Origin of the sequence: Burkholderia sp. Ax-1719 (genome assembly GCF_011753055.1) — a bacterium.
Taxonomy (GTDB): Bacteria; Pseudomonadota; Gammaproteobacteria; order Burkholderiales; family Burkholderiaceae; genus Paraburkholderia.
In genome coordinates this window covers 42,917-66,542 of the sequence record NZ_VWWJ01000019.1, presented here as the reverse complement: position 1 = coordinate 66,542, position 23,626 = coordinate 42,917, and the positions used below count along the sequence as shown (strand labels likewise).

At 65.4% G+C, this 23,626-nt stretch carries 20 protein-coding genes and 1 pseudogene; 6 read left to right on the top strand and 15 right to left on the bottom strand.

Going from position 1 to position 23,626, the window contains the following annotated elements:
• Window positions 1-638 precede the first annotated feature (638 nt).
• A pseudogene (locus tag F3J17_RS25875) lies at window positions 639-1,328 on the bottom strand (transposase); the annotation flags it as partial.
• A gap of 189 nt (window positions 1,329-1,517) precedes the next feature.
• Here F3J17_RS25875 and F3J17_RS25870 point away from each other — a divergent pair.
• Window positions 1,518-2,243 (top strand): OmpW family outer membrane protein, encoded by a 726-nt coding sequence (locus F3J17_RS25870; protein WP_167065777.1) that lies wholly within the window; start codon window positions 1,518-1,520, stop codon window positions 2,241-2,243.
• A gap of 411 nt (window positions 2,244-2,654) precedes the next feature.
• Window positions 2,655-3,032, top strand: coding sequence for a DUF883 family protein (locus F3J17_RS25865; protein ID WP_167065774.1), 378 nt, complete (start codon window positions 2,655-2,657; stop codon window positions 3,030-3,032).
• Between the two features lie 96 nt (window positions 3,033-3,128).
• On the opposite strand, the gene ugpQ is transcribed toward F3J17_RS25865, so the two are convergent.
• The 8 genes from ugpQ to pilM all read right to left on the bottom strand — a co-directional run bounded on the left by ugpQ (window position 3,129) and on the right by pilM (window position 11,353).
• On the bottom strand, window positions 3,129-3,878 hold the full coding sequence (ugpQ, locus tag F3J17_RS25860) for a glycerophosphodiester phosphodiesterase (RefSeq protein ID WP_167065771.1): 750 nt from the start codon (window positions 3,876-3,878) through the stop codon (window positions 3,129-3,131).
• Window positions 3,879-3,905: 27 nt separating this feature from the next.
• Complete coding sequence (locus F3J17_RS25855; RefSeq protein ID WP_345891254.1) at window positions 3,906-5,084, bottom strand: deoxyguanosinetriphosphate triphosphohydrolase; 1,179 nt, start codon at window positions 5,082-5,084, stop codon at window positions 3,906-3,908.
• A 187-nt stretch (window positions 5,085-5,271) separates the two neighbouring features.
• Complete coding sequence (aroB, locus tag F3J17_RS25850) at window positions 5,272-6,363, bottom strand: 3-dehydroquinate synthase (protein ID WP_205194971.1); 1,092 nt, start codon at window positions 6,361-6,363, stop codon at window positions 5,272-5,274.
• Between the two features lie 59 nt (window positions 6,364-6,422).
• A complete protein-coding gene (gene aroK / locus F3J17_RS25845; protein WP_167066026.1) occupies window positions 6,423-6,977 on the bottom strand; it encodes a shikimate kinase AroK in 555 nt (184 codons plus the stop codon).
• A 152-nt stretch (window positions 6,978-7,129) separates the two neighbouring features.
• Window positions 7,130-8,728, bottom strand: coding sequence for a type IV pilus secretin PilQ (gene pilQ, locus F3J17_RS25840; protein ID WP_205194970.1), 1,599 nt, complete (start codon window positions 8,726-8,728; stop codon window positions 7,130-7,132).
• 2 nt (window positions 8,729-8,730) lie between these two features.
• Window positions 8,731-9,627, bottom strand: a complete 897-nt coding sequence (locus F3J17_RS25835; protein WP_167065758.1) for a hypothetical protein — start codon at window positions 9,625-9,627, stop codon at window positions 8,731-8,733.
• The gene (locus F3J17_RS25830; protein ID WP_205194965.1) at window positions 9,624-10,334 is read right to left on the bottom strand and encodes a PilN domain-containing protein; all 711 of its coding nucleotides are present in this window, start codon (window positions 10,332-10,334) and stop codon (window positions 9,624-9,626) included. The genes F3J17_RS25835 and F3J17_RS25830 overlap by 4 nt, the downstream gene beginning before the upstream one ends.
• An 8-nt stretch (window positions 10,335-10,342) precedes the next feature.
• Window positions 10,343-11,353, bottom strand: coding sequence for a pilus assembly protein PilM (gene pilM / locus F3J17_RS25825; protein ID WP_167065752.1), 1,011 nt, complete (start codon window positions 11,351-11,353; stop codon window positions 10,343-10,345).
• 296 nt (window positions 11,354-11,649) lie between these two features.
• Between pilM and F3J17_RS25820 the strand changes: the two genes are divergently transcribed.
• Complete coding sequence (locus tag F3J17_RS25820) at window positions 11,650-14,112, top strand: penicillin-binding protein 1A (protein WP_167065748.1); 2,463 nt, start codon at window positions 11,650-11,652, stop codon at window positions 14,110-14,112.
• 73 nt (window positions 14,113-14,185) lie between these two features.
• On the opposite strand, the gene cyaY is transcribed toward F3J17_RS25820, so the two are convergent.
• Window positions 14,186-14,503 carry an iron donor protein CyaY gene (cyaY, locus tag F3J17_RS25815; RefSeq protein WP_167065745.1) on the bottom strand — a complete coding sequence of 106 codons (318 nt, stop codon included), beginning with the start codon at window positions 14,501-14,503 and terminating at the stop codon, window positions 14,186-14,188.
• Between the two features lie 35 nt (window positions 14,504-14,538).
• On the opposite strand from cyaY, the gene F3J17_RS25810 reads away from it, so the two are divergent.
• Window positions 14,539-14,874: a lipoprotein gene (locus F3J17_RS25810; RefSeq protein WP_205194964.1), complete on the top strand. Its 336-nt coding sequence runs from the start codon at window positions 14,539-14,541 to the stop codon at window positions 14,872-14,874.
• A gap of 51 nt (window positions 14,875-14,925) precedes the next feature.
• Window positions 14,926-16,197, top strand: coding sequence for a diaminopimelate decarboxylase (gene lysA, locus F3J17_RS25805; protein ID WP_167065742.1), 1,272 nt, complete (start codon window positions 14,926-14,928; stop codon window positions 16,195-16,197).
• 77 nt (window positions 16,198-16,274) lie between these two features.
• On the opposite strand, the gene msrQ is transcribed toward lysA, so the two are convergent.
• The 5 genes from msrQ to F3J17_RS25780 all read right to left on the bottom strand — a co-directional run bounded on the left by msrQ (window position 16,275) and on the right by F3J17_RS25780 (window position 22,537).
• On the bottom strand, window positions 16,275-16,949 hold the full coding sequence (gene msrQ / locus F3J17_RS25800) for a protein-methionine-sulfoxide reductase heme-binding subunit MsrQ (protein ID WP_167065739.1): 675 nt from the start codon (window positions 16,947-16,949) through the stop codon (window positions 16,275-16,277).
• 26 nt (window positions 16,950-16,975) lie between these two features.
• Entirely contained in the window at window positions 16,976-17,986 is a 1,011-nt protein-coding gene (gene msrP / locus F3J17_RS25795) for a protein-methionine-sulfoxide reductase catalytic subunit MsrP (protein WP_167065737.1), read from the bottom strand.
• Window positions 17,987-18,174: 188 nt separating this feature from the next.
• Window positions 18,175-19,407: a c-type cytochrome biogenesis protein CcsB gene (ccsB, locus tag F3J17_RS25790; protein WP_167065734.1), complete on the bottom strand. Its 1,233-nt coding sequence runs from the start codon at window positions 19,405-19,407 to the stop codon at window positions 18,175-18,177.
• A gap of 69 nt (window positions 19,408-19,476) precedes the next feature.
• Complete coding sequence (locus tag F3J17_RS25785; RefSeq protein ID WP_167065731.1) at window positions 19,477-21,681, bottom strand: cytochrome c biogenesis protein ResB; 2,205 nt, start codon at window positions 21,679-21,681, stop codon at window positions 19,477-19,479.
• A 190-nt stretch (window positions 21,682-21,871) separates the two neighbouring features.
• Window positions 21,872-22,537 carry a c-type cytochrome gene (locus tag F3J17_RS25780; protein ID WP_167065728.1) on the bottom strand — a complete coding sequence of 222 codons (666 nt, stop codon included), beginning with the start codon at window positions 22,535-22,537 and terminating at the stop codon, window positions 21,872-21,874.
• A gap of 236 nt (window positions 22,538-22,773) precedes the next feature.
• Between F3J17_RS25780 and yihA the strand changes: the two genes are divergently transcribed.
• Entirely contained in the window at window positions 22,774-23,433 is a 660-nt protein-coding gene (yihA, locus tag F3J17_RS25775) for a ribosome biogenesis GTP-binding protein YihA/YsxC (protein WP_167065725.1), read from the top strand.
• Window positions 23,434-23,626: the final 193 nt, after the last annotated feature.

The window sequence follows — 23,626 nt, the reverse complement described above, 5'->3', positions numbered from 1 at the left end:
CTGGCTTCCCGCGTTGTGCGTCCAGGAGAGCCGAAAGGCGAATATACGCGACGAATCAAGGGCATGCAAATAAAACTGCATGTTTAGACCCCAATTATCGTCATGGTGCATTGCGGTGCTTTTTTATTGGGGCCGCATCACAAAAGGGCAAAATAAAACGGCATCCGGAGATGCCGTTTTTTCTCGTAAAGCATTGATCCCAAAGAGGATCAGTGAGTGCCGGTGCCGGGCTTGTGCTCGTGATGGCCGGGTGTCGCGCCCGAACCACCCGCCGAGCCCGTCGGCGACGAACCTGCAGAATGGCCGCTCGAACCACCCGTATTTGCCCCTGGCGTTGCGCCGCCACCACTACCGGAATGGCTGCCTGAGTGAGCACCCGCGTTCGATCCAGGCTGCGAACCCGATGGCGGCGATGAAAAGGGGCCTGATGATCCGCTGTGCGGCGCGCCCTGTCCGGCGCCATGTCCGCCCGCGTTACCTCCTGTGTTTCCACCCGCGTTTCCACCCTGGCCTAAGCCCGCACTACCCGCCGCGCTGCCACCCGTCGACACCGCGCCGGCGCTCGTTGTTCCAGCCGATGCGGTGGGCGTTGCACCGAGCGCCCCGGCAGCGCCCGCCTGCGAAGGCGGCGCAGCCGGCTCGCGCACCTTGCGAGGCCGCCCGCGCGGCAGCGGCGAGACGCGCCGGTTCGCGGTGCGCGAAGCCCAGTCGCGATAGGTATCGCTGCCGAGCACCCAGCCCTTGAGCGTGGCCTGCATCAGCTGATTGGTTTCGCGCTCGTCGAACGGCTGCTCGCAGAGTTCGCGATAGGCGCGCTGGCGCTCGAACGGCGTATTGCCGAGCGCCCAGTAAAGCGGATGGTCGGTGATGAGACTATCGACCGTAAGCCCGATGTGATGCCGGTAGCTCGACCAGCGATAGTCCTCCGCCGCCGCGACGAGGCCGTTGCGCACCGGCGCGAGTTCGACCACGCGGCTCGCCAGCAGGAAGAAGCGTTCTCCCTCGATGACGGTCGCGCGGTAGCGCCCTTCCCAGAGCGTGCCGCGCCGCGCGTAACGGCGGTTGAAGTGGGCCACATAGCGCCTGCCGACCGCCTGCATCGCCTTGGGAAGGCTCGCTTCGTCGGATGGCGTGACGAGCAGTTGCACCGCGCCGGGCATCAAAACCCAGGCATGCACCGCAAGGTGGTGATCGCGCGCCGCTGCCTTCAGGCAGTCGATGAACAGTTCGTAGTCCTGGTCGTCGACGAATGCGGGCTGCTGATCCAGTCCGCGCAGAATCACATGCTGCGGCTGGTCGGGAACATAAAGACGTGCAAGCCGTGCCATGCTCGATTTTCCTGGTCCGTTGGTGAATACCCGCAGACCCGCCCAGGCCGCGCCAGCGCTTGTTCTCGCGGGCATTGCAGCTTAAGCGGAGACCTCGCGGCGCTTAGGGAAAAAGCTCTAACGGTCGCATATGGTTTGTTGCAAACGTTGTGTTCATAATGAGCGGGCCTTTAATGGAGGAGCACATATATGAAATTAAAACAGGCGCTGGCAGCAGTCGCCGCGCTCGCCTGCATGTCGGGGGCTTACGCGCAAACGGCCAACACGTTCTACGTTACAACGGGGTGGTTCCATTTCAGTCCGCAGGACAGCAGCGATGCACTGAAGATCGATGATGTCGGCGGCCGTTCCGTCAACCAGGCCTTTCCGGGCACGGGTGCCGGCATCAGCAGTTCCGATACGTTCGGCCTGAGCCTGGGTTACTTCATCACCGATCACCTCGCCACCGAAGTCGAACTGGGCGTTCCGCCTAAATTCGACCTGGACGGCGCAGGCTCGCTCAGCACCTACGGCAAGCTTGGCTCCGCCCGCCTCTGGAGCCCCGCGCTGCTGTTCAAGTACTACTTCAACAAGCCTGAAGCGAAGTTCCATCCGTATCTGGGCGTTGGCGTGACGCACGTTTCGTTCACCGACGCGAAGATCACTAACAGCAACTTCATCAACAGCACGGCACTTGGGGGTCCGACCAGCGTTTCGACGGACAGTTCCTGGGCGCCGGTGTTCAACGTCGGCTTTAACTACAACTTCACGAAGCACTGGTTCGCGGGCTTCTCGGTCTCGTACATTCCGGTCAGCGTGATCGCAACGCTGAACACGCAGAAGCAGACGCAGGTTGGTGTGCTTTCGCAGAAGGCCGAAGCGAAGATTCACCTGAATCCCCTCGTCACGTATCTGAAGGTCGGCTACATGTTCTGAAGCGCCTTGCGCTTGCGGCATGTCCTGCCGCCACCTCTCCGCCTTCCGTCCCGCCCTGGCGGCGTCCGACGGTTGGCGGCTTCTTCCTCCTCCCTGCCGCACACTTCCTGACTTCAGCACTGGTTGTTCCTGACAACCGGATCGAGTTTTTCTTGATTCTATGCCTCTGGGAAAAACCGTGCTGTCCCCGTAATCATTTGTCGCAAACAAAGCGTAAAGCAAGTCCGGGAAAGCCCGTCACAACGCCCCCGCGCGCCGCGCCAGGCGGGCCTGCGCGATTTTTCCGCTGCACACCCTGGCGCGGCGGGCACCCGATTTGCGCAATACTCAGACTCCTTCTCGAGCGTCCTGCCCTTTTTTGCGCGGACGCCGCGAGCCCCAGAACCTGAGATTGCCAAAACGGAGCCATTCATGAGCGCATTCCCGAACACGCGAGACGCCCTCGGAGAATCCTGGACCCGCACGGGCCGCCATGCAAAGCGCATTGCGCGCCGCGGCCGCAGCGCCGCCGCCGATATCGCCGACGAGCTGCGAGACCTGCTCGGAGAGCTGGAAACCACCTTGGGTGAAGGCACCCAGGCCGACGCCCAGGCGTTGCGCGCGGACGTGCGCAAGCGCCTCGACGCCGCGCGCGAACGTCTCGAAGTCGCCCGCGCCAACGCCCGCGAGCGCGCCGGCGAAGCGATGGACAACGCCGACGATTACGTCCACGCCAATCCGTGGCAGGCAATCGCCATCGTGGGCGGCGTCGCGCTGGTTGCAGGCGCCATTCTGGCGCGCTGCCGATAACGGTCTCGGCCTGTCTCAACCTGGTTCGGCCTGATAGGCCTGATAGGCCGAGCAAGGCCGAGCAAGGCCGAGCAAGGCCGAGCACGCGTTGGACGCCTAGCCGTCCAACGCGTGCGGGTCGATCAGATCGATGCGATCGGTACAGATCGTGTCCACGCCCCAGCTCGCCAGCTCACGCGCGCGCTCCAGTTCGTTGACCGTGTAAGCGAGGACAAAAAGTCCTGCTTCCTTGATGCGTGCGACGAGCGCCTGATCCAGATGTCGATGGCTTGCGTGCAGCGACAGACAGCCCAGCGCGGCGGTCTGCTCGCGCCAGTCGTCGGGCACGCGCTCGAACAGCAGGCCGCGCGGCAGATCCGGCGCGGCCTCGCGCGCGGCCGCCAGCGCCTCGAACGAGAACGACGACAGCAAAGGCGGCAATCCTGACGCCTTCTTCCACAGCTTCGCCGTCTCCGCACCGACGATGCGCCCGGTCTCCGTGTCCCGCCCCGCACAGGGCTTGATTTCGACATTCGCCGCCAGTCCTTCCTCGCGGCAGCATTGCGCCGCCTCGGCCAGCGTGGGCATGTGTTCGTCCTCGAAACGCGGATCGCACCAGCTGCCCGCATCGAACGCCGCGATCTGCGCGTAGCGAAGTTGCGCCGCCGCGCCGCGCCCGTTCGAGGTGCGATCGACCGTGTCGTCGTGCAGCAGGAAGGCGATGTTGTCGGCGGAAAGTTTGGCGTCGAATTCCACCATCGTGTGCCCGAAGCCTGCGCCCACGCACAGGCCCGCGAGCGTGTTTTCGGGCGCGAGCGTGCCGCCGCCACGATGCGCGGCGACGCGCGGATACGGCCAGGTTTTCATCGATCAGACTCCAGGGGAACGGGTGCTTCAGACTTCATCGGAAACGACGAACAGACGCCGATACTCCTTGAGCGCGTAACGGTCGGTCATGCCCGCGATGTAATGGGCGATCAGGCGCGGCTGCGCCGCCGGTTCGTGCAACCTCTGATACGCCGGCGGCAACAGGCGCGGATCATCGCTGAACGCGTCGAACAGGCCCTTCACGACGCGCTGCGCCTTGTTCGCCATGCGCATCACGCGGTAGTGGCGATACAGATTGCGGTAGAGAAAGCGCTTGAGCGCGGCGGCCTGCGCCGCGATGCGCTCGCTGTGGGCGACCAGCGGCGGCGCGGCGCGCACGTCGTCGAGCGACTTCGGCGCATGTTCAGCGAGATTGCGCCGCGTCTGGCCGATCAGATCGACGATCAGCGTATTGATGATGCGCCGCACGGTCTCGTGCACGAGCCGCCGACCCTCGATCTGCGGATACTCGGCGCGCGCGGCCTCGTAGTGGCTTTGCCACAGCTCGACTTCGGCCAGTTGCTCGATGGTGATGAGACCGGAGCGCAGCCCGTCATCGACATCGTGATTGTTGTAGGCGATCTCGTCGGCGATGTTGGCGATCTGCGCTTCGAGCGACGGCTGTCGCCCGAGCAGAAAGCGCTCGCCCAGCGCGCCGAGCTGGCGTGCATGCTCGCGCGAGCAGTGCTTGAGAATGCCCTCGCGTGTTTCGAAACAGAGGTTCAGGCCGTTGAACGCGCCGTAGTGCTCTTCGAGTTCGTCGACGACGGCGAGACTCTGCAGGTTGTGCTCGAAACCGCCGTGGTCGCGCATGCATTCGTTGAGCGCATCCTGGCCCGCATGGCCGAACGGCGTGTGGCCCAGGTCGTGAGCCAGCGAAATCGCTTCGACGAGGTCTTCGTTCAGCCGCAGATTACGCGCCACCGAGCGCGCGATCTGCGCGACTTCGAGGCTATGCGTGAGCCGCGTGCGAAAGAGATCGCCTTCGTGGTTCACGAACACCTGCGTTTTATATTCGAGCCGCCGAAATGCGGTGGAATGGACGATGCGGTCGCGGTCGCGCTGGAACTCGCTGCGCGCGACGGGCGGCGGTTCGGCGAAGCGACGGCCGCGCGACTGGGGGGAATGCGCCGCATAGGGCGCGAGACCGGTTTCGAATTCGGATTCGGCAGCGCCGGATGACGGCGTGGATGCCGATGCTTCTATCGTGTTGCCAGGGGTGTCGCTGCGGGTGTCGCTCAACGGTTCCTCCGCATGGATCGCAAGGTGGACGGCCGCAGCCTCGTGGGCCGGGACCGCCGTTCAGCTCAACTTCGGAACTACATGAACACTACGTCGGCACTGCATTTTTTGCCCGCCGTACCGGTATGCACAGGCACGGCGAACCGGTGCATCAGTTTTTGACGGTCGCCGCCAGCGTGGCCTGCACGGCTTCATCCGGCGCGAGACCGATATGCGTCTCGCCGAATCGCTTGAGCAGAATGAACTTGATCGCGCCGCCTTCGGCCTTCTTGTCCACCTGCATCAGTTCAACGTAACGATCCGCGCCGAGCGCCGGGCCGACATCCGGCAGATGCGCGGCCTTGACCACGTTCACCAGCCGCTCGCGCGAGGCTTCGTCGAGCATGCCCATGCGCACGGAAAGATCCGCCGCCATCACCATGCCGCAGCCCACGGCCTCGCCGTGCAGCCACTCACCGTAGCCGAGACCCGCTTCAATCGCGTGACCGAAGGTGTGGCCGAAATTGAGGATCGCGCGCAGACCGCCTTCGCGTTCGTCGGCGGCCACCACCGAAGCCTTGATCTCGCACGAACGCTTGACCGCATGCGCGAGCGCCGCGGGCTCGCAGCGGTTGAGCGCTTCGACGTTCGCTTCGATCCAGCCAAAGAATTCCGCGTCGGCGATCGCGCCCGTCTTGATGACTTCGGCCACGCCCGCCGCCAGTTCGCGCGCCGGCAGCGTGCGCAGCGCGGCGATATCGGCGATCACGGCCTGCGGCTGGTAGAACGCGCCGATCATGTTCTTGCCGAGCGGATGGTTGATGCCGGTCTTGCCGCCCACCGACGAATCGACCTGCGACAGCAGCGTGGTCGGCACCTGGATGAAGGGCACGCCGCGCATGTAGCAGGCCGCCGCGAAGCCGGTCATGTCGCCCGTCACGCCGCCGCCCAGCGCGATCAGCGTGGTCTTGCGGTCCGCGCGCGAGGTCAGCAGCGCGTCGAAAATCTGGTTGAGCGTTTCCCAGTTCTTGAACGCCTCGCCATCGGGCAGCACGACGGTATGCACGTCCTTGCCGAGCGGCGCGAGCGCGGCGCGCAGCTTCTCGCCGTACAGCGGCTCGACGACGGTGTTGGTGACGATCGTCACCGACTTGCCGGCGATATGCGGCGCGAACAGCGCCGTCTGGCCGATCAGGTCGGAGCCGATGTGGATGGGGTAGGCGCGGTCGCCCAGTTCGACGTTGACGGTAATCATGCCAGCCAGTAGTTCAAAGTGTGGGGCGCTTCGGTGCCGGATCGCCGGTCGCCGGATTGCTGGAAACGTTACTCGCTTGCCGGAGAGCGCAGCACGCCGGCCATGTCGAGCTGCATCAGCACCATATTGACGAGACCGTTCACCGACGGACGGCCGGTCTCGATCACGAAATCCGCGATTTCCCGATAAAGCGGATCGCGCTGCTCGTAGAGCGCTTCGAGGCGCCCTTTGGGGTCTTCGGTCTGCAGCAGCGGCCGGTTCTTGTCGCGGCGCGTGCGCAGCCACAGGTCGTGCGGATGGGCGCGCAGATAGACGACGAAGCCGCGCTCCTTGAGCGCCGAGCGATTTTCGGGCCGCAGCACCGCGCCACCGCCGGTGGCCAGCACGATGCCTTCGCGCGCGCTCAGCTCCTCGATCATCTGGGCTTCGCGGTCGCGAAAACCCGCCTCGCCTTCGAGTTCGAAGATCACCGGGATGCGCGCGCCGGTGCGCGCTTCGACCTCGTGATCGGAGTCGAAAAACGGACGCTCAAGCCGGCGCGCGACCGCCCGGCCCACGGTCGTCTTACCGGCGCCCATGAGCCCTACGAAAAATACATTGGCGTTTGCGTCCCGCACTTGCAGCGTTTCCTACAAAAGATTGGTGCAGCAGCTTACTGGCAAAGCGGCGGCGTTGTCGAGCCTGCGGACTGCGCGGTCAGGCCCCTTTCGGCCATCCTGCGCAGCGTTTCCCTCTTTTGGGGCAGAATCTCGCGCGATTCGCGCACGAGCCTCGCTCAGTCCGCGCCGACCACGCGCGGCGTGATGAAGACGACCAGTTCGCTTCGCTTGTCCCAGTGTGCGCGATGCGAAAAAAGCACGCCCAAAACCGGTATTTTGCCCAGGAGCGGCACGCGCGTCACATCATCCCGGTCGTCGCTTGCATCGATACCGCCAATCGAGACCGTTCCGCCGTCCTCGATTTCCACTCGCGTCTGCACATGTTTGGTGTTGATCGCCGGCCCCGCGGCGGTCTGCTCGCCCACGCTGTCCTTGGCCACGTCGAGGTCGAGAATCACGCGGCCATCGGGCGTGATCTGCGGCTCGACCTCCAGTTTCAGGCTCGCGCGCCGAAATTGCACGCCCGACACGCCCTGCCCGACTTTCGCCTGATACGGCAACTCGGTGCCCTGTTCGACCACGGCCTTGGTGCGATCGGCCGTGACGACGCGCGGGCTGGATACGACACGCCCGCGCCCTTCGGCTTCCAGCGCGCTCAATTCGACATCGAGCTGACGCGTCGCGCGCGCCGCCAGCAGTGTGAGGCCAAGCTGCGCGGCGGCAAAACCGTTCAGTGCGCCCGCGCCGAGGTCGAAGACTTTGCCCGCGCTGCTCCCTTCGCTATCGCCAGTGCCGCCACGCAGGCCCCGCGCGGCAGCGTCCGCGGCGACCGGACTCACGCCCAGACGCACGCCCAGCTCGCGCGAGAGGCCCACGTCGCCTTCGACGATGCGCGCCTCGATCAGCACCTGACGCGCCGGCGCATCCAGACGCTGGATCAGACCGGCAATCTGGTCGAGCCGCGCAGGCAGATCGGTGACGAAGAGCAGATTCGTGCGCGTGTCGGCCACGGCGGCGCCGCGCTTCGAGAGCGCGCGCTGCGCGCCGGAGCCGGTCAGCACTTTGCGCAGATCCTCGGCGCGCGCGTACTGCAGTTCGAAGGCGCGGCTCGCGAGCGGCTCCAGATCGGCTGCGCGCGCGTGCGCCTCGAAGCGCTGCCGCTCGCGCGCGGCGAGATCGCTTGCCGGTGCGACCCACAACACGCTGCCGATCCGCTCCAGCGCAAGGCCGTTCGAGGCCAGCAACAGATCGAAGGCGGCGCGCCACGGCACGCGGTCCAACCGCAGCGTGACCTGACCGCGCACCCGCTCACTCGCCACGATGTTGAGCTTCGTGAACTGCGCGAACGCATGGAGCACCGATGCAAGCTCGGCGCGCTGGAAGGTCAGCGAGATCGGCCGATCGGGCGGCAATCCGTCGGTAGCGGCGCTCGCGTCGCTCAGCCGCGCGACGGCAGGAAGCGGCGTGGGTGGCCCTTCGAGCGGTTCGGCAGTGGGCTGCGCCGTGGCGGCGTCCGGTGGCGGCGAAGCGGGCCCGGCGGCGGGGGCGGAGGCGGTCGTGCCATCGTGATCGGCATCGCCCCCTTCGGTGAACGGATTCGCCACCCAGCCGGTCGTGGCCACGGGTTCCCCTTCGGGCAAAGGCGGCGCTTCGTAACGCGCGACCGGCACTGAAGCCGACTGCCACGCGGGAAGCGGCGCAGGCACCGCGGCGTGCAACACCGAAGCCACCAGCGCCAGCAGCCACACAAAGACCGAGACAAGCGCACGCCGCATCATCATCGCTTCTCCTGCGCCCAATCCAGCGTCTGTTGCGCGCCATCGACCGAGAGCACCACCCGCGCCGGATTCACCTCCAGCACGCGCGCGCCAGCGAGCGTGGAGCCTGCCTCAACTGCGGCCGTGCCCTCCGCTGTTTCAACGAGCGCGATGGCGCGTCCGCGCTCCACCAGCATGCCCGCCAGCCGCAGCGCGCCATCGCCCTTCGCAGTCGAACTGCTTCCGAAGCGCTCCAAAAAGGGATCGGTGGATTGGATCGATTCGTCCTCGTCGGCCGCAAACGCAACGGCGGGCAAACCGTCGAACACCTGCAACTGCGCCGAAACCGCGAGACCGCTTGCGCCGCGCTTGAGCGAAAGCTCCATCGGCACCGCGAGTTCGGGCAACTCCGCAAGGCCGTCGAGGAAGCCTCTCAACTGCGCGAAGCTGCCTTGCGCCATGAGCCGGGTGGCGCGAAACGCTTGCGCTTTCCCAGCGCCCGGCGTCACGGGTTCCAGCGCGATCAAGGCGAGGCCGGCGTGACCGGCTAGTTGCGAGACGTTGCGCATGTCGTCGGCGGCGTTGCCGTGGTGCGGACGCTGCGGCCAGTCGCGCGCGTCGATACGCAAGGCAGGCAGACGCGCCAGCGCCTGGCGCGCCGTCACGAGCCGCGCCTGGGCGTCGGCCAGTGCGACGTGCGCGGTTTCCGCGCCGCCCACGTCCGCCGTGATGCACGTCGTGGCCGCCAGCACCGCCGCCAGACAGCCCAGCATCAGCGCCACTAACGCGCGCCGCTCCGTGCTCCACGCATGCAAAGGCCGCCAGCCGTGCAGCAGCGCGGCCCGCACTCCGCCTTGCGGCACGCGAGAGAAAGCTGGCGCGCTCATCAACGGCGTACCCGAACTCAAGTCGCTCATTTCGCCTCCTTCGCGCCGACGCTGTGTATGGCATTCGCCCTGGTCTGCCCACTCGCCGCCGCGCCCTTCCACACGAGTCGAGCCGCGACATGGATCGGCGCGCCGCCTGCTGGGGTGCCTGCTGGGGTGCCTGCTGGGGTGCCTGCTGGGGTACCTGCTGTGGTGCCCGTTGCGCCCCTCGTCGTGATGCGGGACTGTCTCGCCTGCGCTTCGCGTTTCATCTCACGCACGTTGACCGCCTCGATGTCCCGAAGCGCGTGCAGGCGTTCGAGCCACGCAGCGGCAGCCGCTTCATCGGTGGCGCTGGCCTGGAGTTCGGTTTCATCGGTGTGCTGGATCAGTTGATCGAGCACCACACCCTCCGTGCGAACGCGGGCGAGCGCCTCGATCAGCGCGAAAAGATGGGTCAGCGGCTTCGCTTTTTGCTGTGCCTCGCGCAACGCGGCGTGACGTTCATCCGCTTCGCGCGCGAGCCTGCGCGCCTCGCGCAGCGGCGCGCCCAGCTGGCTGAGTTGCTGCTCGATCTGTGTGCGCCGCGCATCGGCCTGAGTCCGCTCGAACACCTGCCAGCCCGCCGCGGCGCAACCCAGCGCTGCGCCGATCAGCAGCGCCGCCAGCCATTCGAACGCACGCCGCCTGCGCAACCGCCGGGCAGCGGCAAGCCGCCACGGCAACAGATTGAAGCCATCCCACGCGGTGACATTCACGGGCGCATTCATTCCTGCACCCCGCGAATCGCGAGCCCGAATGCCACCGCGCACGCAGGGTCGTGCAGCAGTTGAGCGTCGAGCGGGAAATCGGCATCGGCAAGCGGCGCGCATTCGAACGGCAGCACCGGACAGCCGAGCACATCGCCGATATCGGCCAGCGAAAAATGCACGCCCTGCAGCAAACCCGGGTCGCCGGCCACGATGGCGCAGCCGGTCTGCTCGCTACCCGCGAGGTCGCGCAGCGCCTCGACCAGATCGGCGTGTTCCAGTGCCGGGAAGTGCATGGTGCGCGTGATGCTGTCGTCGGCGACGAGCCAGCCGTGCACGCCGTCCGCGCCGACCCAGAGCGCGGCCCACGGCTCGTGCGGCGGCAACTCGAAAGCGGCTGCGTGGCGCATCGCGCGTAGTGCGGCATGGGCTTCGTCGTCCATCACGCACAGCGCCACGCCCGCCATCGCCGCGCATTCGATGCGCGACTCCAGATAGGCGCGCGCCGTGGCCGCAATCATGACCTTCGCTTCGTGCGCGCTGGCGATGCCGCAGTCCATTGCAAGCGGGCCGACGCGCCAGTCCACGGAAAGCTCGTGGCGCTCGATGCCGGCGACGCGCTCGGCTTCGGCCAGCACCAGCGGCTCCAGTTCGGTAAAGAGGCCCGAGACGTCGGCCACGAAGGGGCTACCGGACGGGCTGGGCGACAGCCGCGCAAGCGGCACCGACGCCATCAGCGTGGCCCCCGTGGGCAGCGCCATCGCGCAGCGCATCGATGCTTCGGCGCAGGCGCGCGGCAGCGCACCGAACGCCGCCTGCAACGCCGCCACCAGCGCGGCGCGATCGACGATCTCCGCCCCCGCAAGCACTTCGCGCGCGAGCGGCACGCGCCCCAGCCATTCGATGCGCAGCGGCCCGCCGCCGAACACGCGCTGACTCAGCACGACCAGCGTGACACCCCGCGCGTGCACATCGACGCCCGCCGCGTAACGGCACGCCCCCAACAACAGCGGATTGAGCAGGCCCATCGCCTTCCTCCCTTGTGCGTGGCGCCGCGAACGATTCGCGGCGCACCCTGGGAGAAATTGTGCGAAGCGGCGCGATTGCCGAACACTCGGCCAGATGGCCAATCTTTGCGCCTGGCGCGCCCATCGGCCTTCTCGCGCATTCGAGACACGGCTAGAGTGCGTCTATATCCCCTGCCTGCGCAGTTCCCACGCACCGCCCGCCCCACCCATCGCGCCCGGCTTTTCAATGCGTAAGCATTCCGAAAGCGCGCGAGGGCGGACGGCTATAATCGCGGGACTGTTTTTTCGGTGTCCGTATGCAAGAAGCCCAGCCGCCCTCGTCCGTTCCGCCGCCTGCACCGCCCACGCCGCCCGAACCCGCCGCGCCGAAGAAGCGCCGCCGGCCCTGGTGGGCGCGGCTGCTGATCGGCTTCTTCGTCTTGATCATGGGCGCCGTCGCCAGCGTGGCGCTGGTGCTCGGCTATGCGTTGATCGTCGCCACACCCAATCTGCCCTCGCTCGACGCGCTCACGGATTACCGCCCCAAGGTGCCGTTGCGCATCTACACGCGCGACCACGTGCTGATCGGCGAATTCGGCGAGGAGCGGCGCGACATCGTCCATTTCCAGGACGTGCCGGGCAATCTCAAGAACGCGATTCTCGCAATCGAGGACGCGCGCTTCTACGAGCACGGCGGCGTCGATCTCACCGGCATCGCGCGCGCGGGCATCGTCGCGCTGACCAATGGCCATGCGTCGCAGGGCGCGAGCACGATCACCATGCAGGTGGCGCGCAACTTCTTCCTGTCGAGCGAAAAGACCTACACGCGCAAGGTCTACGAGATGCTGCTCGCCTACAAGATCGAGTCGAAGCTCTCGAAGGACCAGATCCTCGAGGTCTACATGAACCAGATCTATCTGGGGCAACGCGCCTACGGTTTCGCCAGCGCGGCGCGCGTGTACTTCGGCAAGGATCTGAAGGATTTGACGCTGGCCGAATGCGCGATGCTCGCGGGGCTGCCCAAGGCGCCATCGGCGTATAACCCGGTCGTCAATCCTAAGCGCGCCAAGGTGCGCCAGGAGTACATCCTGCAGCGCATGCTGGAGCTGCACTACATCACCCAGGAACAGTACGACGAAGCCGCGGCGCAACCGCTCGTCGTCAAGGGCCAGGGCAAGGAATACAGCGTGCACGCCGAATACGTGGCGGAAATGGTGCGTCAGATGATGTACGCGCAGTACCACGAAGAAGCCTACACGCGTGGTCTGAACGTGGTCACCACCATCGATTCGGCCGATCAGGATGTCGCCTATCGCGCGCTGCGCAAGGGGCTGATGGACTACGAGCGCCGTCACGGCTATCGCGGCCCCGAGGCCTTTATCGACCTGCCCGGCGACGCCGACGACCGCGAACAGGCCATCGACGACGCCCTGCTCGAACATCCGGATAACGGTGAACTGGTCGCGGCCGTGGTCACCTCGGCCACGCCGAAACAGGTCCAGGCGACCTTCATGGACGGCAACACCGCCAGCATCACCGGCGACGGCCTGCGCTTCGCGCAATACAACCTCAGCACGCGCGCACAGCCGAGCCAGAAGATCCGCCCCGGCGCGATCATCCGTCTGGCGCGCAACAACGACGGCGCCTGGTCGATCACGCAGTTGCCGCAGATCGAGGGCGCGTTCGTTTCGGTGGTGCCGCAGGACGGCGCGATCCGCGCGCTGGTGGGCGGCTTCGACTTCAACAAGAACAAGTTCAACCACGTCACCCAGGCGTGGCGTCAGCCGGGTTCGAGCTTCAAACCGTTCATCTACTCGGCGTCGCTCGACAAGGGGCTGGGACCGGCCACCATCATCAACGACGCGCCGCTGTTCTTCAGCGCCGCCGAAACCGGCGGCCAGGCGTGGGAGCCGAAGAACTACGGCGGCGGCTTCGACGGCCCGATGTCCATGCGCACCGCGCTCATGAAGTCGAAGAACCTCGTGTCGATCCGCATCCTCAACCACATCGGCACGAAGTACGCGCAGCAGTACATCACGCACTTCGGTTTCGACGCCGACCGCCATCCGGCCTATCTGCCGATGGCGCTGGGCGCCGGCCTCGTCACGCCGCTGCAGATGGCGGGCGGCTACGCGGTGTTCGCCAACGGCGGCTATCGCGTGAATCCGTATCTGATCGCCGAAGTCACCGACCAGCGCGGCGTCGTGGTCGCACAGGCGCAGCCGCTGGTGGCAGCCGAAAACGCGCCGCGCGCGATTGATCCGCGCAACGCCTACATCATGAACAGTCTGCTGCAAAGCGTGGCGCAGCGCGGCACGGGCGCGAAGTCGAACGTGCTCAAGCGCACCGATCTCGGCGGCAAGACCGGCACTACCAACGATTCGCGCGACGCCTGGTTCGCGGGCTATCAGCACACGCTCGCGGCCATCGCGTGGATCGGCTACGACAATCCGCGCAGCCTGGGCGACAAGGAAACCGGCGGCGGTCTCGCCCTGCCCGTGTGGATCGAGTACATGCAGAAGGCGCTCAACGGCGTGCCCGACTACAAGATGCCGATGCCCGATGGCATCGTCACGCTCGGCGACGAGCTGTACTACGCCGACGCCACGCCGGGACGCGGCTTCGTCTCGACGGTCGGCATCAGCCAGGCGGCGCTGGAAGCGGCGGCCAGCGGCGGATCGGCTTCGGGCGGCGAAGGCGATGCGGGCGCGGCGCCCGCGCCGGAGCAGGTCAACGCCAAGGAGAAGGAAGACATCATGAATCTGTTCCGCGGGCACTGATTTACTGCCTCCACAAACGAAAAACGGGCACCCCAAGGTGCCCGTTTTTGCATTGACGCTGGATCAGTGCGCCTTACGGCTTGAACGTCACCGGCTCGCCGGCCTGCTCGGTCGAATAGGCGGTGAGCGCCGAGAAAAACTCGGTGCCCGTGCGCGTGTCGAGCCATTGGCCGTCGATGAAACGGTAATGGAAACCGCCCGCCTTCGCGGCGATCCAGATCTCTTTCATCGGCGGCTGAAGATTGACGATGATCTTCGTGCGGTTCTCGAATTCGAGTGTCAGAACGTTGCCGCTGCGTTCGAGTTCGATGTCGGCATCGGCCTCGTCCACAGCGCGTTCCACCGCCGCCAGCACGGCCTCCGCGCGGCTCAGGTAGTCACTATCTGCCATGCTAAACTCCACCAGTTAATCAATCAGGGACAATTATGCGTGTCAATTCCCGGATGCGCGCACGGGCATCCCGCGTTTCGACGTCCGCCGCGATTCTAGCCGCTTTCGCGCTTGGCGCAGTGTCGCTCACGGGTTGCGGCCAGAAAGGCCCGCTCTACATGCCGACCGTGCCGCCGATGCCGCAGAAGCCCAACTTCGAGACCCAGCCCGCGCCCGACGACCAGGCACGCGCCGCCTCGGACGCGCAGGTCGGCACGATCCCCGACACTTCGGGCACGCCGCTCTCGCTGTCCCCGGACACCGAACTGAATTCCGTACCGGCTTCGGCCGCCAGCGCAACGCCGGCTTCCGCTGCCGCACCGGCGCAGTAAGCGCCGCAGCAAGCGTTTCCTGAGCCCTCACATCCGCAACCCGATCTCCGCATGACCCAGCCCGCTTTCCACCGCGTCGACGGCCAGCTGTTCGTCGAAGGCGTCCCCGCCGCCGATCTCGCCGCGCAGTACGGCACGCCGCTCTACGTCTACTCGCGCGCCGCGCTCACCGGCACCTGGCACGCTTACGCCGACGCCTGCGCGGGCCGCCGCGCCACGGTGCACGTGGCAGTCAAGGCGAACAGCAATCTCGCCGTGCTCAACGTGTTCGCCCGCGAAGGCGCGGGCTTCGACATCGTCTCGGGCGGCGAGCTCGCGCGCGTGCTGGCTGCGGGCGGCAAAGCGTCGAACACGGTGTTCTCGGGCGTGGGCAAGCATGCCGACGAAATGAAGACGGCGCTCGAAGCGGGCGTGAAGTGCTTCAACGTCGAATCGATTCCCGAACTCGACCGTCTCAACGCGGTCGCGGGCGCACTCGGCAAGAAGGCGCCGGTGTCGCTGCGCGTGAATCCTGACGTCGATGCGAAGACGCACCCCTACATCTCGACCGGCCTGAAGTCGAACAAGTTCGGCATCGCGTTTGAAGACGCGCGCGCCACGTACCGTGCGGCGGCGGCCATGCCGAATCTGCACGTCGTGGGCATCGATTGCCATATCGGCTCGCAGATCACCGAAGTCGCGCCGTATCTCGACGCCATCGACAAGGTGCTCGAACTCGTCGACCAGATCGAATCGGACGGCATCGCGATTCATCACGTCGATGTGGGCGGCGGTCTGGGCATCCGCTACGACGACGAAACGCCGCCGGACATCGGCGCGTTCGTGCGCACCGTGCTCGATCGCATCGACGCGCACAGCGCCAAAACCGGCAAGGCGCGCGAAGTCTGGTTCGAGCCGGGCCGCTCGCTGGTCGGCAACGCGGGCATTCTGCTCACGACGGTCGAATTCCTGAAGCCGGGCGCGGAAAAGAACTTCGCCATCGTCGATGCGGCGATGAACGATCTGGCGCGCCCCGCGATGTACGAGGCGTATCACGCCATCGAGCCGGTCGCGCAGCGCGCTGGCGAGGCGCACGCGTACGACATCGTCGGCCCGGTGTGCGAGAGCGGCGACTGGCTGGGCCGCGACCGCACGCTCGCCATCGAGCCGGGCGACGTGCTGGCGATCCGCTCGGCGGGCGCTTACGGCTTCACGATGAGCTCGAACTACAACACGCGTCCGCGCGCCGCCGAATTGCTGGTCGACGGCACGCGCGTGCACGTCGCGCGCGAGCGTGAAACCGTGCAGCAACTTTTCGCGGGCGAGCATCTGCTGCCGGATTGAGCGTTGCCGCCGCGCCATGAAAAAAGCGACGCCTTGAGCGTCGCTTTTTTTTGGGCTTTGCAGCTTCAGCCCGCCTGTCACGCCTTCACGCGCGCTCTCAAGCGTGACTTCAGCCACACGGCCACACGCCAGCCCAGCAGCGCCAGCATGATCGCGCCATAGATCTTCGGCAGCACCAGATCGTGCTTGCCCGCCTTCATCCACCAGAAGTGCAGGATCGCCAGCACGCCGATCGCGTAAATCAGCCGATGCAGCGACTGCCAGCGGCGGCCGAGCTTGCGCGCCATCGCTTTTGTCGACGTCACGGCCAGCGGAATCAGCAGCACGAATGCCGCGAAACCCACCGTGATAAAGGGCCGCTTGCCGACGTCCTTGAGCATCGCGGCGACGTCGAACCACTTGTCGAACCAGATGTAGGTGGTGAAGTGCAGGACCGCGTAGAAGAACGTGTACAGCCCAAGCATGCGACGAAAGCGCAGCAGCGCGTTCCAGCCCGTGAGCCGCCGCAGCGGCGTGACCGCCAGCGTGATGCACAGGAACACCAGCGTCCACAGGCCGGTGGAGCGCGTGATGAACTCGATGGGATTGGCGCCCAGCCGGTCCGTCATGCCGAAAAACACGATGCGCGCAAGCGGATACCACGCCGCGACGAACACCGCGACCTTCGCCCAGCGCAGCCAGCGCGGGCCGCTCGCCGTATTCGCGGCCTGCGCGCGCTTCGCGGTGCGCGCCGCCGTGGTGGTCGATTCCATCGCCTTGACTCCCTTGAACAGGCCGATCAGAAGTTCTTGCGCAGATCCATGCCCTGATACATCGACGCCACCAGATCGCCGTAGCCGTTGAACATCAGCGTCTTGCGCTTGGGCGTGAAAAAGCCGTCCTCGCCGATGCGCCGCTCGGTCGCCTGGCTCCAGCGCGGGTGATCGACGTTCGGGTTCACGTTCGAGAAGAAACCATATTCGTTCGACGCGTAGGTGTTCCAGCTGGTCGCCGGCTGCTTTTCCACGAAGCGGATCTTCACCAGCGACTTCGCGCTCTTGAAACCGTATTTCCACGGCAGCACCATGCGTACCGGCGCGCCATTCTGGTTCGGCAGCACCTGGCCGTAAAGCCCGACGGTCAGCAGCGTGAGCGGGTTCATCGCCTCGTCCATGCGCAGGCCTTCGGAATACGGCCAGTCGAGGATCGGTTCGGCGAGACCGGGCATCTGCGAGCGGTCGGCGAGCGTGATGAACTGCACGTATTTTGCGTTGCCGGTGGGCTGCGCACGCTTGATCAACTCCGACAGCGAAATGCCGATCCAGGGAATCACCATCGACCAGCCTTCCACGCAACGGTGGCGGTACACGCGCTCTTCCAGCGGCGCGAGTTTGAGGATGTCGTCGATATCGTAGACCCTGGCGTTCTTGATCTCGCCTTCCAGGCTCACCTTCCACGGACGCGGGCGCAGCGTGTGGGCGTTCTGCGCCGGGTCGGCCTTGTCGGTGCCGAACTCGTAGAAGTTGTTATAGGTCGTGACGTCCTTGAACGGCGTGGCCTTGTCGAGCGCGACGAACTTCGCGTTGGTTTTCGCGGCCAGCTTGATCGCCTTCGGATCGGGCGAGGCGTATTCGGCAAAGGCGTCGCGCGGATCGAACAGGCCCAGCCCCGCCCCCATGCCGCCGAGCGCGAGCGCACCGGTCGCCTTCATGAAACGGCGGCGCTGTTCGAACACTTTTTGCGGCGTGATCTCGTGCGCGGCGATGTCGTCGCCGTTGAGGATGATCCGGCTGCTACGCTTGGTCCACATGTCGATTGCTCCTGAGGTCTGGCCCCGCCCGTTCTTGCGCGCTTTCCTGCGCCTCACCGGCCGGAGTCCGTCATGCAGGCTAACGCGCGCAAGCCGGAATCCTTCCCGTCGGCACGAAAAAAAACCGCCGATGCGCGAGGCATTCGGCGGTTAGTTCGTTCGGCGGGCCGCGTTGGTTACAGCAGCGGTTACAGCTTGCCGTAGCTATGCAGGCCCGACAGGAACATATTGACGCCCAGGAAGGCAAAGGTCGTGACCAGCAGGCCCGTGAGCGCCCACCAGGCGGCCACGCCGCCGCGCAGGCCCTTCATCAGGCGCATATGCAGCCAGGCCGCGTAGTTGAGCCACACGATCAGCGCCCACGTTTCCTTCGGGTCCCAGCTCCAGTAGCCGCCCCACGCCTGCGCGGCCCACAGCGCGCCCAGGATGGTGGCGATGGTGAAGAACGCGAAGCCGACGGCGATCGACTTGTACATGACGTCGTCGAGCACTTCGAGCGCGGGCAGGCGGTCCGCCAGCACGCCGCGCTCCTTCATGATGTAAGCCACGCCCACCATCGCCGACAGCGCGAAGCTGCCATAGCCGATGAAGTTCGCCGGGACGTGGATCTTCATCCACCAGCTTTGCAGCGCGGGCACGAGCGGCTGGATCTGCTGCGCGTCGCGCGAAATCGAGTACCACATCAGGAAGCCCACGGCCGCGCTGATCACCAGCAGCACGAAGGCGCCAAGCGCGCGCGTCTCGTAGTGCTTCTCGTAATACAGATAGAACAGCGCCGTGATCAGGCTGAACAGCACGAACACTTCATAGAGATTCGAGATGGGAATATGGCCGACGTCCGCGCCGATCAGGTAGGACTCGTACCAGCGCACCATCAGGCCGGTGAAGCCCATCAGCACCGCCGCCCACGTCAGGCGCGTACCGATCGCGCCGCCCGTTTCCGAGCGCGACAGCAGACCGATCCAGTAGAACATCGTGGCCAGCACGAACAGCGCGCTCATCCACAGGATGGCCGACTGGCTGGAGAGGAAGTACTTGAGGAAGAAGGCCTGATCGGCACGCGCGAGGTCGCCCTGATAGATCTGGATCGCGCCGATCGACATCACGGCGATGGCCGCCATCAGGAGACGCGACGGCTTCCAGCGCCAGCCGAGCACGATGAGCGCGGGCGTCGTGCCGCACATCACCAGCTTGTCGTAGTAGTTCATGTGCGCGTGGTAGCGCGACAGCGCGAAACCCGCGCCCGCCACCATCGCCAGCGCGAACAGCCAGTCCACCAGCGTCAGACGCCGCAGGAAGGGACGTTCGTCGAACCAAGCGTCGTTGAAATGGGACGCGCCGCGCGCGTCCTGTGCCGCTGCCGCCGCTGTGCGGTCGGCGCGGCGGGTCTTTGCGGAAGAAGAAACTTGAGTCAAGTCCATGGGCTTACCGATGTTGATCTTGAGTGTCCGTAAAGTGCGCCGGGGAAAGCAGCGCGTGGATCGCGTGGATCAAGCGTTACGGTCCGTCCCGCTGTCGTCTGCGCCAGGGTTGCCGGGTTGGGCGCCCAGGGTGCGCGAGACCGCTTCACGGGTGCGGGCAAACTCTTTCTCGAAGTCGAGCGTGCGGCGCGCAGTCGACATCGCCATGATGACGTCGACGCCCTGTCCGTTCGTCCCGCTGCGCTCTTTCAGCCAGAACCACAGACGGCGCTCGCGAACATAAAACATCGAAAAGATGCCGAGCACGAGCAACAGGCTGCCAAGATACACGACTTTCTTACCCGGCGCGCGCGTCAACTGAAATACCGAAGCTTGCACCTGCTTGAATGAATCGAGCTGTAGATAGACAGGCGATCCGTACAGGAAGCTGTCCGAAACGGCGTTGATCGAATCCTGCACGAAGCGCGCGGACTGGGCGTCGGGCGTGAGCGCGGGCTCGCCGGCCTGGGCGCGCGCGAGCTGCCAGAGATCCCATGTCGCGCCTTCGAGCATGCGCAGCAGCAGGCCCGCGGCCTTTTCCTGCTGATCCTTCGGCACGGATTTGTCGATGAACGCCGCCACCGCCTGGAAGCCGCCGATCTGTGACTTCGGCGCGCCCTGCATCGACGGATCGGTGCCCGAAAACAGCGTCATCACGCGCGAGGCGCTGTCTTCCAGGTGCTGCTGCAGATCGCGATTCGAATCGGGGACCGAGCGCGCGGCGAACTGGTGCGCCGCCTGCGCGCGCAGCTTCGGATCCTCGAACGCGGCGCGCAGCAGCATCCATTCCTTCATCGTGCCGCCGCTGTCGGCGGGAATGCGCAGGTAGCGGAACGGCTCGTCCGGGTTCTCGCGCATGCCCGCGAGGAACATGCGCTCACCACCCACATCCACCGGCAGCATGTAGTTGTTGTACTCGCGCGCCTGGCCGTCCTTGTCGCGCACCTTGTACTGCACCGACGGCCCGACGTTATGCAGGTCGAGCGGCTTCGAGGTTTTCGCGCCCGAGCCCAGACGCTCGTCGAAGGCTTCCTTCAGGCTTTGATGCGCGACGCCGCGCGCATCGTTCTGGCCACTGCCGTTCGAGGTGTTTTCGACGTTGATGGCGCGGAAATCGGCGAATTCGATGGTCTGGCCGTCCACACCGGGCACGCTCTCGCCCGCCGGCAGCTTCAGCGGCGCGGAATTGCCGATCGTGCCGCCAAACGGGAAGCTCTGCGCGCTCGCGCCGCTCATCGGCCAGGCGGTCATCTGCATCTGCGAGCCGCCGTCCTGGAAGCTCGACTGATAGATCGACACGCCGTCGTACGTGAACGGCTCGTTGACCTCGATGCGCGCCGGAATGCGCTGCCCCGTCTTGTGATCGATCACGACGATGTCGCTGGCGAACAGCTTGGGCATGCCCGTCGAGTAGTAATCGACGATGAACTTGTTGAGCTGGATCGAGAACGGCAGGTCCTGGATCAGCGAGCCGTCGGGCTGGTTCAGGATCGCGGTGGAAACGAACTGGCCTTCGGGCACCCACGCGTAGCCGCGGAACGTGGGGTTCGACTGCGAAAGACGGTGCTCGGGCGCGATGTCGTTGATCACCGCGTTGCTGCGGATCGGCGACTTGTCGAACAGCCACATCTGGAATTTGATCGGCAGATTGCTGTCGAGCAGCCCGCCGATGCAGATCACCACGATCGCCAGGTGGGCGAAGATATAGCCGATTTTGGTGAGCGCGCCGCGCTTGCCCGCGATCAGCGTCGCGCCTTCGGTTTCGCGCGTGACGAAGCGGTAGCCCATGCGCTGCGCGAGCTTGGCGAGCTTCGCCGCGGTTTCCTCGCGGCTCACGCCTTCCAGCGCGAATTCACCCTTGTGATGGAAAGCGCGCAGGCTGCCCTCGCGGACCTTGTCCTTCCAGCTCTTCATGTCCGCGATCATCTTCGGGCCGTTGCGGATCACGCACAGCGAGATCGACACCACGAGGAAGCCCAGGATGGTCATGAACCACCACGCGCTATAGACCGTGTAGAGGCTCAGCGAGCGGAAGATGTCGGCCCAGAACGGACCGAACTGGTTGACGTAGTTCGGGTACGGGTCATCCTGCGTCAACACCGTACCGATGATGCTCGCGATCGCCAGCACCACCAGCAGTGCAATGGCAAAGCGCATCGAACTGAGCAGTTCGATCGCACTTCTCACCGCCTTCTGGCGGACATTCAACTGCAGACCCTGCGTGGTGACGCTCATTCAAACTCCGCTTCTTGTTCCATCCAACCGTCATACGCGCCGGGTTGTGCACCGGATGCGTGACAGTAAAAAAGGGTGCAGGACCGCCGCATATACCCGGCGCCCACACCCTTTTCTTGTTCTTCGGCCACTTGCCTCAAAACCGCCTGGTCAGCACGCGAGCCTACCCGAATGCCAGGTCAATATCGGGTCAGTGCAGACCGGCGGCGTAATCGGCGACGGCCTTGATCTCGTCGTCCGAGAGGCGGTGCGCGATCTGGCGCATCGGTTCGTTATTGTTGCGCGTGCCCTGCTGGAAAGCCTGCAGCTGCGCCACCACGTATTCCGACCATTGACCCGAAAGACGCGGATATTGAACCGGAATGCCTTGACCGGTCGGGCCGTGGCAGGCCGCGCAGGCCGGCACGCCTTTATCCGCGATGCCGGCGCGCCAGATCTTCTGGCCTTCCGGCACGGTCTTCGCGTCGCGCGCGAAGCCGGGCTTCGGCGTCTGCGAGGCGAACCAGGCAGCGACGTTGATCATATCCTGATCGGAAAGCGCGCTGGCGAAGCCAGCCATAATCGCATTATTACGCGCAGGGGGCTTGCCACCGGGCTGAGGCTTGAAATCTTTGAGTTCTTTGACGAGATATTCGGCGTGCTGGCCCGCCAGTTTGGGATAGGCGCCGCCCGTGCTGTTGCCGTCGGCCGCATGGCACGCCGCGCAGACCTGCGCCGCGATTGCCTGCCCCCGCGCGAGGTCGGGCTTGGCCGGAGTCGCCGGGTCAGCCGCCATCGCCATGATCGAAACACCTGCTGTAAGACCTGCCGCTATCGCAAATTCGAGTACCTTCCAGGACTTGCTCAGTCGATTCATTCGCGCACCTTGTTTCGTCTTGTGGGAATCAGGTTCTGCAAACTACGACAGCGACCGATCTACCTCGAAAGGCCCGCGCCGGCCTCACGGGTATTCAGTAAACCGTCGCATTGTACAATAGCGCGCAAGGCGCCAAGGCGCCAGTCGGGCCTCCCCCCGATATCTCCAGATCCTTCCCGGGCTTCTCCGGGCGTGGCGGCCACCCCGCCTCGTTATTTCATAATGTGGTCCTGACGATGGCCTTCCTGCTGCATCAAGCCCGTTTCTTTACGACGGTGAATCATCTGCGCGATCTGCCCGCCACGGCGCGGCCCGAAGTCGCGTTCGCCGGGCGCTCGAACGCAGGCAAATCCACCGCGATCAACCTGCTGTGCAACCAGAAGCGTCTGGCGTTCGCGTCGAAGACGCCTGGCCGCACGCAGCACATCAACTATTTCTCGGTGGGCCCCGAAGACGAGCCGACCGGCTATCTGGTCGACCTGCCCGGCTACGGCTACGCGGAAGTGCCGGAAGCGGCCAAGCAGCATTGGCAGTTGCTGCTGGCGCAGTACCTGCAAACGCGCGCGCAGCTGAACGGCCTCGTGCTGATGATGGATTCGCGCCGCCCGCTGACCGAACTCGACCGCCGCATGATCGAGTGGTTCGAGCCGTCCGGCAAACCGATCCACGCACTGCTGACGAAATGCGACAAATTGACGCGTCAAGAGTGCGTGCTGGCGCTGCGCAACACCAACAAGGCGCTGGCCGAATACAAGGATCAGGGCTATCAGGGCAAGCTGAGCGCGCAGCTCTTTTCGGCGCTCAAGCGTGTTGGCCTGGACGAGGCGCACGAGGTGATCGAAAGCTGGGTTGCGCCCAAGGCCGATACCGGCGCAATGGACGAATCCACGTCCTGATCCCCCCTGCGGCAGCCGGTTCACGGCTGCCCCGCTCCGCTTCCTGAGCTTTCTGCCTCCGAGCGTGCGCAAGCCCACATAGCTGGGTTTTGCGCGGCTCGCGCCTGCCTGCAATTTGCCCATTTAGCAGGCAAATCTCATGCAAAACGCAATTTTTGGCGACGCATAAAAAAACCCGCCGTAAGTGCCGGCG